This is a genomic window from Bacillus sp. GW823-FHT06B01 (genome assembly GCF_058952315.1).
In genome coordinates, this window is record NZ_JBXAHR010000002.1 from 494,283 (window position 1) to 509,170 (window position 14,888).

Genomic DNA, 14,888 nt, shown 5'->3' on the forward strand with positions numbered 1-14,888 from the left:
TAGAGCACTACAAAAAGAACGAATCTTTTTGTAGTGCTTTTTGTTTTTGTAAAAAATGTATGCGGTTTATATTGACAATGATAATCCTTATCAATTAAAGTAGAATAGTAGTTAATGATTATCATTATCAGTTAGAGGTGAAAGAATGAAAAAATCTATTACGCTATTCACAGCGATTTTATCTATTTTTTTCTTGTTAATAGGTTGCAATGCAAAGGGAGACGAAAAAGCATCTGCAACAAAAACAGAAAAAGGAAAAGAGAAAATCGAAGTTACCGACCTATCAGGAAGAAAGGTAACATTCGATAAAGTGCCAGAGAGTTTTGCAACATTAAGTATGGGAGACATGAATATTATTCATGCTTTAGGCGGAAAAATAGTAGGTCGTCCGGATGCAAAAATAACTCTTCCAGAGGATGTAAAGAAAGTACAAGTAATCGGGAATGCACATCAACCGAATTTTGAGCAAATCGCTAGTTTAAAACCGGATGTACTTATTGCTAACAATGGGTTTCAAAAGAATGTTCCAACGGTTGAAGGACAAGGAACGAAAGTAATGATTTCTTCTGCGAATTCTGTACAAGATATTCAAAAGAATATTGAACTATATGGAACGATAATGAAGAAAGAAGATAAAGCAAAAGAACTTAATCAAAAAATTAATGATCAAATGAAGACATATGAGAAAAAGAGTGATGTGAAAGCACTGTTAGTATACGGAGCACCAGGTACTTATTTAGCAGCATTACCAACATCTTTATCAGGTAATATTTTAGAAAAAACAGGCGGAAAAAATATTGCAGCTGATTTTCCGGAAATGAAGGAATATCCGCAATATGCGCAGCTAAGTGTAGAACGTATTATTGAGGCAAATCCAGATGTGATTTATTTAATTACACATGGAGATCCAAATAGCGTTAAAAAAGCATTTGAAGGCGAAATGATGAAAAATGAAGCGTGGAAAAATTTAGATGCAGTAAAACAAAATCGTGTAGTTATTTTGCCACCAGACTTATTTGGATCAAATCCTGGAACAAAAGTTACAGAAGCAATGGACTTTATGTATAAAAGTATACAAGATGTAAGGAAATGATAAGTATGGAAAGTAGTGAAGTAGTAAGGGAAAAGGAACATCCTTTTGCGAAAAAAAGATGGATAATAGCAGTTACTTTAGTTGTATTAACGATTCTAGGTCTTTTTTATGGTCTTTTCGCAGGAAGCCTATCCTTTTCTTTACGAGAAATTCTAACAGGGATACAAGATGAAGGTTCGACGGTTCATCGAATTGTATGGGACCTTCGTATACCGAGAGTGCTCGTTGGATTTATAGTAGGAACATGTTTAGCAGCATCTGGTGCACTGCTGCAAGGGGTTATGAGAAATCCTCTTGCAGACCCTGGTATTATCGGGGTTTCATCTGGAGCAGGCCTTGTAGCAATTGTAATTATGATTTTATTCCCTCAGCATATGGCATTTTTACCGCTCGGGGCGTTTATAGGAGCTTTCATAACGGCGATGGTCATTTATGCTTTATCATGGCAAAAAGGGGCGCCGCCTTCAAGGATTGTCTTAGTAGGTGTATCAATCAATGCATTAATTGGTGCAGCGACGTCAGCGTTAATGTTATTACATAGTGACAAAGTACAATCGGTGTTACCCTGGTTAGCAGGTGGCATTGGTGGTGTAAGTTGGGCGCATTTAAACATGATTATTTATTATGCAATATTCGCTATTATATTAGCCTTCTTTGGTATAAAGCATATTCGAGTATTAATGCTTGGAGATGAAATGGCGAAATTATTAGGTCATAACGTGGAGAAAAGCCGGTTTTATTTAATAGTAGTAAGTACACTATTAGCTGGAATTGCAGTTAGTGTTTCTGGTCTTATTGGATTTGTCGGACTTGTTGTACCACATATGTTACGTTTATTAGTTGGAAATGACTATAAATATTTACTGCCATTATCATGCCTTGGCGGAGGTATATTACTTGTTTTCGCGGATGCGATAGCTCGAAGTTGGTTCGATCCAATTGAATTGCCTGTTGGTATTTTATTATCCTTCTTAGGCGGTCCGTTCTTCTTATATTTAATTCATAGAGGAGGAAGACAACGTGATTTCCGTTAATAAAGTGTTTTACGCACATTCTGAAAGATTTCAAATGCAAAATATGAATGTACATATTAAAGCTGGAGAGGTCGTTAGTTTAATTGGACCGAATGGATCGGGGAAATCTACTTTGCTTCGTTTAATGGCAAGACTACTTAAACAAAGCGAAGGGGATATCATTTTAGATGGAAAAAGTATTCATACGATGAAAAGTGCCGATGTAGCGAAGCAATTAGCGATGTTACCACAAATGCATGATCATAAATTAGATTTAACAGTGAAAGAATTAATCGAATTTGGAAGGGGACCTCATAAATCATGGAGAGATCGCTTAAATAAAGACGATGAAGAAATTGTTGATTGGGCATTGTCTGTTACAAATCTTGAAGGATATGAATATCGTCTTTTACAATCTCTATCAGGAGGAGAAAGACAACGTGCCTGGATTGCAATGACGCTAGCACAACGTACAAATGTCTTATTATTAGATGAGCCAACAACCTTTTTAGATATCGTTCATCAGTTGGAAGTAATGGAACTTGTGAAACGGTTAAACGAGGAGTTTGGCATGACAATTGTAATGGTTTTACATGATATTAATCAAGCGGCTCAATATAGTGATCGTTTACTCGTATTAAAGCGAGGGCAGCTTCAGTATGACGGTATACCAGAAGAAGTGTTATGTCATGAAATGTTTCAACGTGTGTTCGGCATAGAGGTAGATATTTTTCAAGGAAGTGACAAGCCATTTTTTACACCAAAACGAATTTCTAAAAAAGGAGGAGCAAGATGCGAACAGAAGAATGTATTACCACTGAGTTAGTAAGAGAATTTGTTATGGCAGCTCACGGAGATTTAGAAAAAGTACAAGAACTGTTGGCTGAATCGCCAAGCTTACTTCATGCCTCTTACAATTGGGGCGGATCAGATTGGGAAAGTGCGTTAGGAGCGGCGGCACATGTAGGTCGTAAAGATATTGCTCTCTATTTACTAGAAAAGGGTGCTCGAATGGACATTTTTGCGGCCGCGATGCTTGGAGAATTAGAAGTTGTACAAGCTATTTTAGTAGCACAACCAGAGGCATTGCGTGCATCGGGTCCACATGGTATTTCCCTTCTTCAACATGCACGAATGGGTGGAGAACAAGCACAGCGTGTATTTGAGTACTTAACGGTGATCTCTTAATGACCGCAAAGGTTCTTATGTGCGGTAAACTTTTCACTTTCATATAATTGAAAAGTTTACCGCCCGTTAGAACGGGATAAGTATCTAGTATATTTGAAAATCCTACACCCCCTCAATTGTAGTTTTCTTTATGCTAGTTATGATATGGAGGCAGTAGACAATATTTGTCTACTGCCTTTTTTAGATTCTTGGGAGATTGAATATTCTGTATTTTATTCTTGGTTCATTTATAATAGATAGTAACATTTTAGTATACATACAAAACATGATCGTGTAGTTAAGTACAAATTCGTGGGAAGGAGTGCAGAGATGTTTCATACAGATCATTTACAAATTCGCAAATATACAATGGATGACTTGCAGTTCTATGCTTCGCTATGGGGAAATGAGAAGGTAATGCGCTATATTGGAAATGGGACGTTAAAAACATATATGCAATGTAAAAAAAGTTTGGAGGAGTGGGTGATTCCTAGCTATAAAAACGGTCTTGGTTTATTTGTATTGATTGAAAAGGAAACGGGAATACGAATTGGTCATGCAGGGTTAGTAAAGCAGCAGATAGATGGAAAAGAAGAAATTGAAATTGGTTATTGGTTATTACCTCAGTATTGGGGAAAAGGGTATGCGAAAGAAGCAGCGGCAGCATTTCGAGACTATGGTTTCCAAGCGTTACGAATGAATAAATTAATTTCTCTTATTAATCCGGATCACCCCGCCTCAATCTTTGTTGCTAGAAAAACAGGGCTTAGTTATGAGAAAACAACTTCATTTCATGGGATGGACGTTCTTGTTTATTCCATTAAACGCGTTGGATGAAAAAAGGTAAATTTCATCTTTTGAAGAATGGTATATAAAAATAAAGGGGGGATTACATGTATATTTATCATAATGGCCTTATTATTCGTGAGGGAACGAATGGTGTGCCAGCATATGCAATTAAAACTTTATTCGAAGATGCTGGTTGGGGTAATGATGATATCCCTTCTTGGCAAATTGAAAAATTCACGATAGCATTTGAAAATTCAACATGGGCATTCACAATTTGGGATGAAGAAGAGATGATTGCGATGGTTAGAGTCATTTCTGATGGAATCATGATCGCGAACATAGTAAATTTAGTTGTGAAATGTGAATATAGAGGGAAGGGGTTAGGTAAGAAACTTGTCGCTCTTTGTTTGCAAAAGTTGCCACATGGAGACTGGTTTGCACATACATCTGCGAGTAATTTTGATTTTTATAGAAGTTGTGGTTTTGAGGTGAGAGAGTTATCGAGAAATGGAACATGTGCGTACTACGGGTATCAAGTAGCAAAAAAAGATGGGCACCGATAAAAGTAAGATGGTGTAGAAAAAGGATCGCTATTTTAATAATAGAAACTGAACTGAGACTCATTTTATGATAAAATAAAAGAAAATTCTGTTTATTAAACGGGGGATAAAAATGAATGTAAAAGTTGGGGATGTATTTAAATACGAAAGAAGATTTACTGAGGAAGAGGTTTTTGAATTTGCAAATATTACAGGAGATAAAGGTAGGCATCATATGGAATATGATGAAAAAGGACGTTTAATGGTTCATGGTTTATTAACCGCTAGTATTGGAACAAAAGTAGGAGAAGAATTACATTACATAGCAAGAGAATTAGTAAGTGAGTTTATTAGACCGGTTTTTACAGGAGATACGATCACTTGTGAACTAACTTTGACAAATATTGAACAGATGGAAGGATATAAAAAGGTTTCAATCGAGTCAGTTTATCGCAATCAACATGAAAAAACTGTACTAGTTGGGACAAGTTATGGCGTTATAAGGGGATAAAAAAGAAGCCTGATTTACAGGCTTCTTTTTTATTTAATAAACACGTTTTCGATTTTCTGCATGACTAGAGATGAGTAATAATGCAGTTTCTTCTCCTATATTACGAACGATATGAGGAACACATGCATTCCAAGAGAAAGAATCACCCTCTTCTACAATTGCAATATCTTCTCCATGTTGAACTTCTAGTTTTCCGCGTAATACAAGGTGACATTCTTCCCCTTCATGGGCATTTGGTATATTTTCTTTCGGAAACCCAGCAGGAATTTCCACGAGGTTTAGGCGGAGGCCACCTTGCTCTGCAACATGTTCAATTCTTTGTTCATCTTTTCCGTATACACTGTATTTACGCTCTACCTTTTTAACAACTTTCAACCGATCTTTTTGTTCTAATAATAAATAGGGAAGGGGAACGTTTAAAAAATTGGAGATTGTTTCTAAAGTTGAGATAGATGGTGATGTTTTATTATTTTCAACCTGACTCATAAATCCTTTAGAAAGACCTGTTCCCTCACAAATTTGTGCGATTGTTATGCCTCTACGTTGACGAATTTCACGTATTGCAGAACCAATATTCATAAAATCAAGCTCCTTTTTGTAAACAACTATTTGTATCATAGCAAAAAAAATATATTTTTTCCCAGTGAAAATGAATTGACGAATAAAAAAAATTAGTGTATGTTTTGTAATGTAAATAAAAGTTTTGTATAAGAAAACTATAAAGGAGAGAATGAAATGAATCAACATATCGGTAACTTAATTATTCGTATCGTGTTAGGGGTAACATTCTTTATGCACGGTTTAACAAAATTCCAATCGGGGATTGACAATATTGCAGGGTGGTTTACAAGCATTGGTTTACCAGGAGGTCTTGCATACGGTGTAGCAACAGCGGAAGTAGTTGGTGGTATATTGTTAATTCTAGGTTTAGGTGTAAGATATATTGGATTATTATTTGCACTTGTAATGGTTGGAGCAATTGTAAAAGTAAAATGGTCAGCTGGTTTATTAGGAGATGGAAAAAATCCTGGCTTCGAATTAGAACTTGCATTGTTAGCAATGGGTGCGTACTTATTTGTTGCGAAAGCAGACGGTTTTGTAGATAATTTCTTAAAAGAGAGAATGTTAAAGAAGAACTAAATTAAATGGGGGGCTAACAAGATGAGTTTTCAACTTCATCCCGACACAACACTTGATGTTGTTCATTTATATGTATCAAATATAAAGAAATCACTAGAGTTTTATACAGAAGTACTAAGTATGAAAGTACTAAAAGAAGATGAAATGGTTGTTACATTTGGCAATGAAAATAACGAACCACTCCTTATCATTGAAGAAAAGAAAGAAGCTCTACCAAAGCAAAGAGGGAGAACGGGGTTATATCATTACGCAATCTTATTACCAAGCAGACAGGATTTAGCGAATATTCTTCGTCATCTTGTAGAAATGGTATATCCACTGCACGGCGGAGCCGACCATTACTTTAGTGAGGCCCTTTATTTAGCTGATCCAGATGGAAACGGGATTGAAATTTATCATGATCGCCAAAAAGAAGTTTGGCGTGATGAGAATGGAGAACTACCATTTGTTAGTAACCCGTTAGCTGGTGAAGAACTATTACAGCAAGGAAGTACATGGAATGGATTTCCGGCGGGTACTGTGATGGGACATATTCATCTCCATGTAGCTGATTTGGAAGAAGCGAAACGTTTCTATGTGGATGGTCTTGGTTTTGAAGTAACAATCCCAGCTCGTAATGGAGCGTTGTTCGTATCGGCAGGTGGCTATCATCACCATATCGGTTTAAATACGTGGCAAGGTGAAGAAATACCGCCGCAAATGCCAAATTCCGTCGGCTTGAAATATTTCACAATTGTACTAGCGGATGAAAAACAAAAAGAGCAAGTATGTGAAAGCTTAAAAAATATTGGCAAAGTCGCTACGTACAAAGATGGAATATTACAAGCCCAGGATCCATTTGGACATTGTATTCATTTCAAAATAAAAGGAGAAGCCTAAAAAAGGCTTCTCTTTTTTTACTTTCTTATAATTGCTTTTTCGTTTTGTAAAAATAGTTCATCAAACTGCTTTGCAAGCTCAAAATCTAGTTTCGTTAAACCTTTTGCATTCCAAGATGACAAAGTAATAATGACTGCTTTATACTGGATAAGGATAAATGGATGGTGATTACGTTCTTCTGATAGTTTGGCGGCTTCAGAGACAAATTCGACTCCTTTTAAATAGTCGGAAAACATATATTTTCGTTCAATCCATTTTTCATCTTTTATCATCCATTTATCCACCTTTAATAATTCCCCTTGAACTTCTTCTTCAGTTAATCGTAGCATCATTTTTCACATCCTTTACATGCAGTAGTGCAAGACCATTGTTAATAAGGCGTGTTACAGCTTCGTCAGTTGTGAAAGTAGAAAGTTGTTGTAATAATGCTGCTGATGTTTCGTGTCCTTTGTTATGCTCTAAAAGTAATTCTAATATTTCAAGGCGAAGCAGCCATTCTTTCGGATAAAATTTATTTAATACCTCTTGAATTGCTACTAATTGATCGACATGTGCGTCGTGTAAAATACCTCCACCTCGAATATCACGAACTGTTTGATACATACGATCCAGCTCAGTTAATGCAAGAGGTGCTGGAGTTTCCTCTGTTTCTTCATCAATTGGGAAAAATGATGCTGCATCTGCGGCACCTGGGAATACGGAAGTAATTGTTGAACCAACAGCCATATCAAATGCGCCCCATGAAGCATCAAATAAAACACGGTCGTTATAAGTAACTGTGCAATTGATAAAGGAAATAAGCGCAATTTTCTTATTGTTTTTTACAATATCTGTTACTTTTCCTTTTACATGAATACCACTTGCAAAAGTGAATGCTGCTTCATTTCCGATTGTAATTCCTAATGATTGTAGTTGTTCATCTGTACAATTTTCTAATGCAATATTTTCAGTGAGTAATCCAATTGGTGTTCCAAAGCCGTCACTGTGTACAGACGTAGAATGATTCGCTAGCTGTTTATTGTGAATTGCTAATGCTGTTGGTGAATTTGTTCGCATGTAAATCACTTTACCTGCATCGTTTTCAATTGTCTCGCTGAATGTACCTGTAATCTGTAATCCACTAGTTAGTTCAGCAGTTGCATAGTTTTCAGAGCGAATCGCTTTTTCTAAACCTTCCTTTCCACCTGTTTTAAAGGCCATCGTTTCAGCAAATGTCTCAAGTGCTTCAGTCAGCTCTTCAAATGATTCACAAACAAATAGTTGAGGTTGCATTTTTGTTACGTCATAAGTTGTTCCAGTACATGCTTCTATAGAAAATGGAACCTTTTCTACAGCGTCTGTTAAGCAATGTTTGCTTTCGCCAACAGAGGAAAGGAGACCAGCGCCATATATTTTTGGAGCGTCTATACTTCCGATTAAGCCATATTCTACTGTCCACCAGAAAAGACGCGAAATTTGTTCCGCTTCTGATAAGCCAGAAACTAAGTTTTGTTTTTCAATTACATTATTTTCAGCAGCTGTAACTTCATCAGGCGTAGAAGTAGGGCTTTCTTTTACAATCGTTAATGTACGAACAGCTTCGAATGCATCATGTTCTTCTTTTGTAGAGAAAGCTTTTGCACCAATTTGCCCAAATCGTTTCACATATTTTGCATATGTAGGATCAAGTAAAATAGGTGCGTGTCCTGCTGCTTCGTGTACGATATCTGGAGCAGGTGTATACTCGATGTTTTCTACTTTGCGAATATCTGTTGCGATTGGTAATAATCCGTGTCCTTGAAAATCAAAGAAGGCTACGCCAGGAATAAGCCCGTCAATCGTTACAGCACCCCAGCCACTTGGTGCTAAACACTCATTCATTTCTTCTACCTTTGGAATTGCATCTATATTAATACCAGATGATTGTAATCCGTTCACATAGGCTGGATGAGCAACGTCTTTTAAGAAACTATGATTTTGTCTCATAATGTAACGCCACACAGCGTGATTCACCGGTGTGTATTGATCATAATGCTGCGTGGATACGAATGGTTTTAAATGTGATGGAATTTCTGTTTTCTTTGTCATTTAGACATCCTCCTTTTTTTAAATAAAATTAAGTATCGGTTTTGTATAGCTTGTATCACCCCCTTTCAAAATTGTAAGCGCTTATAAAATTTTATCATAAGATTCGGAATTATTTAACATTTGTTTCTGTGAGAAATAGAAAAAGCCCCTATCGGAAAATCCGATAGGGGCGAAAGAATCGCGGTACCACCCTATTTGTAAGTGAAAATATACTTACATCTCAATTAATGATAACGGAAAAACTCCGTCTTTTCCTTCATGCCTATAAGCACTACGAAAAAGAAGCTCCAGAATTGTAATTCATACTTATATATGTGCTAATTTCCACCGACCATTAGCTCTCTGTAACAGGGATATAAGATACTACTGCGATTCTTTCAACGCGTATATTATGAAATTATGTAAAAGGATGGACGCAAAAAAGTCCCTATCGGAAAATCCGATAGGGACGATAAAAATCGCGGTACCACCCTATTTGTAAACAAGTAATTGTTTACCACTCACTTTAAGATAACGGAAAAATCCGTCTTTCTCTTCATGCATAAAAAGCATTACGGGAAAGAAGCTCCAGAATTGTAATTCACGCTTGTATATGTACTGATTCGCACCAACCATCAGTTCTCTGAGACAGGGATATAAGTCGCTACTAGTATTCCTTCAAAGCCGATATATAATTCGTTCAACTAAACTATGTTTTGTATTATAAAACTATATTTAAAAAATTGTCAACAATAATTTTTTATTTTACATTTAAATCAACATTTAAATTAGATGTATTTCCAGCTGCATCTGTTGCTACAATGTGAATTGTATTCTTTCCTTGTTGTAATTGATTACGATCGAAATAAATTCCGTAGTTTTTCTCCCATGTGTTTAAGAATGCACTCTCCCATACACCATTTCCGTTAATCTCATATTGTATTCCCACTGGAATACCAGGTGCAATCCAACCAGATTCTGTCATCCAATCTAGTAGAATATCATCAACGTTTCCTCTAATAATAAGATTTTCTTGATCAATTTCGTGAGTTAACTTAGGTGCTGTTCGATCGATAAATACAGCTCCTGTTTGCTTTGTTTCTCCACCAGAGTTAGAAGCAACGGCTTCGATTTGGTATAAGCCATCAGGCAACGGAGATCCGTCTGCTCTTGTACCATTCCATTTGAAAGATTTATAACCTGGTGTTTCGTTTTTACCTTGATATACCTTACCTTGATATGTCACACGGTCTTTCGTGATTAAATTGGCATGAAACGCTATATCTTCAACTGGTGTAACTAAATAGTAATTGATTAGGTTGTCATCTAATATTTTGTCATTATTTGGACTGAAAGTAGAATTAACGATTTCAAGGCCATCAATACGCTTGTATTCTTTCGGATCGATACTAAATGTAAATGGAATACGCATTTCTTCCGTTTTCCCTTGCTCTTTTACATACAGATTCCCTGTATATACGCCTTGCGGTAAGGAGCTATCTACAGTAATAGTAAAAGGTTTTTCAATGTTACTATTCGGTTTCATACTAATAGAAGAAGGGAAAGAAGTTTGGATTTTTGTTTTTGTATCTAGTAATTCAATACGAGTTGAAAAGTTTTTCTTTTTGTTAGAAAGATTTTGTAACGTAATATTTTGTGTTAGTTTCACTTTACCGCTATTTGGTTTAATAAGACCGAAACTTACATTGTTCGGTTTCACTAACGCATCCGTTTGAGCTGCTTTCGGAATGTTAATTAAACCTGATCCTTGTGCCATAACAGGATATGTATTTTCATTGACATCCTTTAATGTTTTTGCAGTGTTGGCAAGAGCAGATTTCAATTGTTCTGTCGTCCAATCAGGATGCATTTGACGTAGTAAGGCAACGGCTCCTGCTACTTGTGGCGCAGCCATACTTGTTCCGTTGTGAGATTCATAGCCACCCCTTGGTACCGTACTAGTAATTTGTACTCCAGGTGCAACAACATCAGGTTTTATGAGCCAACTTCCTTGTGATGGTCCTCTGGAACTAAAGTTACCAATAAGTTCTGTTTTGTTCGGTTGTCCAATTTTTATATTTTTCTTTCTTTTTGTAATTAAATTTTTCAACTCTTCACCATTTGTATTTGATAGTTGCATAACTGGAAGAGCTATCTCTTCACGGCCAAAATATTCAGGCATAATATTAATTTCTTTTTCATTAGAAATTAGTAGCACCCCGATAGCTCCAGCTTGTTTCGCTTGTTCTGCCTTTACTAACGTGCTTGAAGTTCCTTGTAAAACAAGGACGAACTTCCCTTTCACATCTTGTTTAGCGTAATCACTTGAATTACCGTAGCCAACATAGACAAGCTGAGCATCGTTTCCTACTTGGAAATCTGCTTTTGATAACGGTAATCCTTGGTAAGATTTATTAGAACCAGCTACTTGGAATGCTGGGAACGGAATAGAAACAGTTGATGCGCCAACAGAGATGACACTACGTGCGTTACCAGGAGCATCAACAGACCAAGGTTTTGGTCCATCATTTCCATTTGAAACAACTGCAGTAACACCAAGTTTTGCTGCGCGTTCTAACGTCATTGTTACAGGTTGATCAGGGACATTCAAATCTTGACCGAGAGATAAATTTAAAACGTCAGCACCATCTTGAATAGCGCGCTCAATACCTTGAATAATATCATCGGTCGTACCAGTTCCACCATCGTTCATGACACGGTAAGCGAGTATAGAAGCATTCGGAGCAACGCCTTTAATTTTTCCGTTACCAGCAATAATACCAGCTACATGAGTACCGTGTACGTTACCATCCATCGGATCGTTATCCTCATCGACTGTATCGTATCCACCGATATAGTTTGCTTGTAAGTCGGGGTGTGTGTAGTCTACGCCAGAATCAATAATAGCGACTTTCATACCTTTTCCATCAAGCGGTTTGCCAGATGGATCTTTTAAATTCCATGCTTCAGGTGCACCGATTGTCGGTCCGCCAATATTTGGCGCTTCTTCTTTAGTAGCGCTTTTTGCTGTTTCATGCAATTTATATGTTAAGTTCGGATAAACAGCTTTTACTTCGGGTAAAGAAGCTAAAGCAGCAACTTGATCTCCTGGGATAGAAATAGAGAATCCAGAAAATAATGTGCTATACGTTTCTTTTATCTTTGCTTTTGGTGCTTTTTCTCTAATTTTCTTTGTTGTATCCTCTTGCGCCTTTTTTAGTTGTGCATGGTATGATTGCACATTTCCATTTTTTAAATCTGGAGCATGCTGAATGTTACTTTGTGAAGCGAGCGGAGCATGTTGCAATTCTACAATGACTGAAATTTCTTTTGATGTTTTTGTTTCAACATTTTGCGCGATTTTGTTTTCTCCCCATTGCTCAATATTCGCTTTTAACTGTGGACTAAATTGCTTCTCCTTTTGCAGCGATTCAGCATGCGCGCTTAAAGCTCCAAAACTAGAAAAGACAAGCGCCATACTTAATAGTGCAGATGTAGTTTTTTTCATTGAAACTCCCCCTAATAAAAAGTGCCAATATTCCGAAAAGTTATCTTACATTTTTGTTTTGAAATATAAAATCGAATGTTGGATAAACTATACTTTCGACATAATTCATACCAATCCTCTTTGAATTAAAAATTTTTCGGGAAATTTTTTGGGATTATGTCGAATGGCTAATATTCAGCGAGGAAAGCCCATTCTTATTGGGGATAAATCCACAATAATTCTGCAATTAATAAGGAGTGAAATTCGCATATAGTAAGTGGAATATGAGGAATGCTATAAGAAAATGGAGGAACGTATGAAAAAAATTATCGTGAGTAGTAGTGTGGTTTTTTTTATTTTTTTATCTTCAATTTTTAGTACTAGTGCGGAACATAATGGGGTGAAGGTTGCTTTTATTCGTCATCATGATCTTTGGGTTAAAATTGATGGAAAAGAAAAACAAATAACAAAAGGCGAGTACATAACAGGGCCGAAATGGTCTCATGATGGAGAATGGATTTCTTATGCTAAAGGAAAGAAGCAAAACACCTTGGAGTTGTACCGACTGGAAGATGGAAAAAAAGTTAGGCCATTGCAATCTGAGGTATCGAATTATCAATGGTCACCGAAAGAGAATATAATTGCATTTGTATTTGCAAATACATTAAATACGTTTGATGTCAAAAATAAGAATACAGATTTTGAAAATGTGTCAGCTGGTGTAGGTGATTATGCATGGTACCCTGATGGAAAGAAGTTTCTTGTATCTTCTGAAGCACACTTACTTCCAACAGGATGGACAGGAGCTCAGCTATATGAAGTGCAAAAAGATGCACATATGAATCCTCACAAAATGAAGCATTTGTATGCATTACCAAATGAACATGATGATTTTCTAGCGCTAGTTGCAAGTGGATTTGAGTGGTCACCGGATCAAAGGTGGATTTCATTTTTAGCGGTACCGACAGCTTCGTGGTCAGCTGATAGTAATACGCTTTGCTTAGTTCGAGCAGATGGCAGTCGCTTTGAAAAGGTAGATCAAATGTTATTAAACACGCAATGGTTCAAATGGGCGCCATCCAAGAATATTTTAGCTTATATTGAAGGAAGCGGAAGAGTTGCGTTAGAGAATAAACATTTAAAAGTAAAAGAGTTGCCGGCACTTCAGCAGAACACCTTTACGCCGAAAGGATATGTCGATTGGGATTTTGTATGGAAGAACGATAAAGTAATGATCGTTTCACGAGCAAAAGAGGCAGGGATAGAAACTCCGCCAGAAAAAAGGCCACTGCCATCCTTATATGAGATCGATAGTACAAGCGACGAACAACATCAAATCACAAAGCCACCCCATAAGCAAGGTGACTATCATCCCATCTTTATGAAGAAGAACAATCAATTAATATGGATACGTTCAGACCGTAAGAAAGCCAATGTATGGCTTTCCAGTAGTGATGGAAATCAGGAAAAGAAGTGGATTGAAAATATAGATGTACCAGAATGGTATTATGAGAAATGGAACTGGGAAAATGTCATATCGGTAAAAGAAGAATAAAAAACCTGCCTAAAAGATAATTTTAGGCAGGTTTTTTATTCTTATTTATGTGTTTTATTTGGCTTTTTTTTCGCGGGGTTTCCGTTTCCCTGACGCTTTCTATTTTGTTCATCTTTTGCTTGTTTTTCATGTAGTGTATCTAAAAAGTCATTCGAGTTACTCATTTTTATATCGCTCCTTTCATTTCGTCCTAATTACTATAACCATTTAGGAGGATAATCATGAGATAAAAGTTAAGCGCTTAATTTTCTTCGATAGTATACGTAAAATATGCCATACGTAATAAATAGCATAAGTAAAACTTGTAACTCTACATTTTCTTTTAAAATAGTTGCGACAGAAGATGGTAAGTAAGGTGATGTATTACTCGTTCCTAAACCTAACCATTTGTTTAAGAGGTTAATGATACAAAACATGAAAACACCAGACCAGCTTGCAATAATTGCCTTCTGCTTAATTTTTGTTTCACGTTCATCATCTGTAATCCAAGGATTAGCAGTTTTATCACTATTAAAAAATCCATTTATGTATCCCCATATGATCATTCCGATAAAGGCGATAATCCATTTCATATTTGTGATTCACCTCTCTCTTGTAAAAAGTATTTTACATATTATAATTGTAATGTTTTTCAATTAATTGTGTCAAATGTTTTTTACATACCAGTTT

Annotated in this window: 16 protein-coding genes and 2 other annotated features; of the genes, 10 read left to right on the forward strand and 6 right to left on the reverse strand. The window is 36.4% G+C overall.

Features of this window, described 5'->3' with window-relative positions:
- Nucleotides 1–145 precede the first annotated feature (145 nt).
- The 7 genes from AC1Q8N_RS09560 (at nucleotide 146) to AC1Q8N_RS09590 (ending at nucleotide 5,112) form a co-directional block, all read left to right on the forward strand.
- Complete coding sequence (locus tag AC1Q8N_RS09560) at nucleotides 146–1,093, forward strand: ABC transporter substrate-binding protein (RefSeq protein ID WP_048541454.1); 948 nt, start codon at nucleotides 146–148, stop codon at nucleotides 1,091–1,093.
- 5 nt (nucleotides 1,094–1,098) lie between these two features.
- On the forward strand, nucleotides 1,099–2,127 hold the full coding sequence (locus tag AC1Q8N_RS09565; RefSeq protein ID WP_048541456.1) for a FecCD family ABC transporter permease: 1,029 nt from the start codon (nucleotides 1,099–1,101) through the stop codon (nucleotides 2,125–2,127).
- Complete coding sequence (locus tag AC1Q8N_RS09570) at nucleotides 2,114–2,932, forward strand: ABC transporter ATP-binding protein (protein WP_098079975.1); 819 nt, start codon at nucleotides 2,114–2,116, stop codon at nucleotides 2,930–2,932. The genes AC1Q8N_RS09565 and AC1Q8N_RS09570 overlap by 14 nt, the downstream gene beginning before the upstream one ends.
- Complete coding sequence (locus AC1Q8N_RS09575; protein ID WP_087985284.1) at nucleotides 2,899–3,294, forward strand: ankyrin repeat domain-containing protein; 396 nt, start codon at nucleotides 2,899–2,901, stop codon at nucleotides 3,292–3,294. The genes AC1Q8N_RS09570 and AC1Q8N_RS09575 overlap by 34 nt, the downstream gene beginning before the upstream one ends.
- A gap of 309 nt (nucleotides 3,295–3,603) precedes the next feature.
- A complete protein-coding gene (locus AC1Q8N_RS09580; RefSeq protein ID WP_048541460.1) occupies nucleotides 3,604–4,110 on the forward strand; it encodes a GNAT family N-acetyltransferase in 507 nt (168 codons plus the stop codon).
- A gap of 56 nt (nucleotides 4,111–4,166) precedes the next feature.
- Nucleotides 4,167–4,625 carry a GNAT family N-acetyltransferase gene (locus tag AC1Q8N_RS09585; protein WP_048541462.1) on the forward strand — a complete coding sequence of 153 codons (459 nt, stop codon included), beginning with the start codon at nucleotides 4,167–4,169 and terminating at the stop codon, nucleotides 4,623–4,625.
- Between the two features lie 109 nt (nucleotides 4,626–4,734).
- On the forward strand, nucleotides 4,735–5,112 hold the full coding sequence (locus tag AC1Q8N_RS09590) for a hotdog family protein (protein ID WP_001101451.1): 378 nt from the start codon (nucleotides 4,735–4,737) through the stop codon (nucleotides 5,110–5,112).
- Between the two features lie 33 nt (nucleotides 5,113–5,145).
- Here the strand turns inward: AC1Q8N_RS09590 and AC1Q8N_RS09595 are convergent, their stop codons facing one another.
- Nucleotides 5,146–5,691 carry a helix-turn-helix domain-containing protein gene (locus tag AC1Q8N_RS09595; RefSeq protein WP_001020697.1) on the reverse strand — a complete coding sequence of 182 codons (546 nt, stop codon included), beginning with the start codon at nucleotides 5,689–5,691 and terminating at the stop codon, nucleotides 5,146–5,148.
- Nucleotides 5,692–5,847: 156 nt separating this feature from the next.
- Between AC1Q8N_RS09595 and AC1Q8N_RS09600 the strand changes: the two genes are divergently transcribed.
- Both AC1Q8N_RS09600 and AC1Q8N_RS09605 read left to right on the forward strand, forming a co-directional pair.
- Nucleotides 5,848–6,252 carry a DoxX family protein gene (locus AC1Q8N_RS09600; RefSeq protein WP_001071551.1) on the forward strand — a complete coding sequence of 135 codons (405 nt, stop codon included), beginning with the start codon at nucleotides 5,848–5,850 and terminating at the stop codon, nucleotides 6,250–6,252.
- Nucleotides 6,253–6,273: 21 nt separating this feature from the next.
- Nucleotides 6,274–7,131 carry a VOC family protein gene (locus AC1Q8N_RS09605; protein WP_000009827.1) on the forward strand — a complete coding sequence of 286 codons (858 nt, stop codon included), beginning with the start codon at nucleotides 6,274–6,276 and terminating at the stop codon, nucleotides 7,129–7,131.
- Nucleotides 7,132–7,148: 17 nt separating this feature from the next.
- On the opposite strand, the gene AC1Q8N_RS09610 is transcribed toward AC1Q8N_RS09605, so the two are convergent.
- From AC1Q8N_RS09610 to AC1Q8N_RS09620, 3 genes are all read right to left on the reverse strand, one after another.
- Complete coding sequence (locus AC1Q8N_RS09610) at nucleotides 7,149–7,463, reverse strand: 4a-hydroxytetrahydrobiopterin dehydratase (protein ID WP_046957588.1); 315 nt, start codon at nucleotides 7,461–7,463, stop codon at nucleotides 7,149–7,151.
- Nucleotides 7,444–9,198, reverse strand: a complete 1,755-nt coding sequence (locus AC1Q8N_RS09615; RefSeq protein WP_098077922.1) for an aromatic amino acid hydroxylase — start codon at nucleotides 9,196–9,198, stop codon at nucleotides 7,444–7,446. The genes AC1Q8N_RS09610 and AC1Q8N_RS09615 overlap by 20 nt, the downstream gene beginning before the upstream one ends.
- A gap of 162 nt (nucleotides 9,199–9,360) precedes the next feature.
- Nucleotides 9,361–9,588, reverse strand: a binding site (T-box leader).
- Nucleotides 9,589–9,639: 51 nt separating this feature from the next.
- Nucleotides 9,640–9,868, reverse strand: a binding site (T-box leader).
- Nucleotides 9,869–9,937: 69 nt separating this feature from the next.
- Nucleotides 9,938–12,685 carry a S8 family serine peptidase gene (locus AC1Q8N_RS09620; protein WP_098079972.1) on the reverse strand — a complete coding sequence of 916 codons (2,748 nt, stop codon included), beginning with the start codon at nucleotides 12,683–12,685 and terminating at the stop codon, nucleotides 9,938–9,940.
- A 295-nt stretch (nucleotides 12,686–12,980) separates the two neighbouring features.
- On the opposite strand from AC1Q8N_RS09620, the gene AC1Q8N_RS09625 reads away from it, so the two are divergent.
- A complete protein-coding gene (locus AC1Q8N_RS09625; protein WP_098079970.1) occupies nucleotides 12,981–14,219 on the forward strand; it encodes a TolB family protein in 1,239 nt (412 codons plus the stop codon).
- Nucleotides 14,220–14,260: 41 nt separating this feature from the next.
- Here AC1Q8N_RS09625 and AC1Q8N_RS09630 read toward each other — a convergent pair whose 3' ends face one another.
- Nucleotides 14,261–14,383: a DUF4023 domain-containing protein gene (locus tag AC1Q8N_RS09630; RefSeq protein WP_000071861.1), complete on the reverse strand. Its 123-nt coding sequence runs from the start codon at nucleotides 14,381–14,383 to the stop codon at nucleotides 14,261–14,263.
- Between the two features lie 69 nt (nucleotides 14,384–14,452).
- Nucleotides 14,453–14,791 carry a hypothetical protein gene (locus AC1Q8N_RS09635; protein ID WP_000871130.1) on the reverse strand — a complete coding sequence of 113 codons (339 nt, stop codon included), beginning with the start codon at nucleotides 14,789–14,791 and terminating at the stop codon, nucleotides 14,453–14,455.
- Between the last annotated feature and the right edge of the window lie 97 nt (nucleotides 14,792–14,888).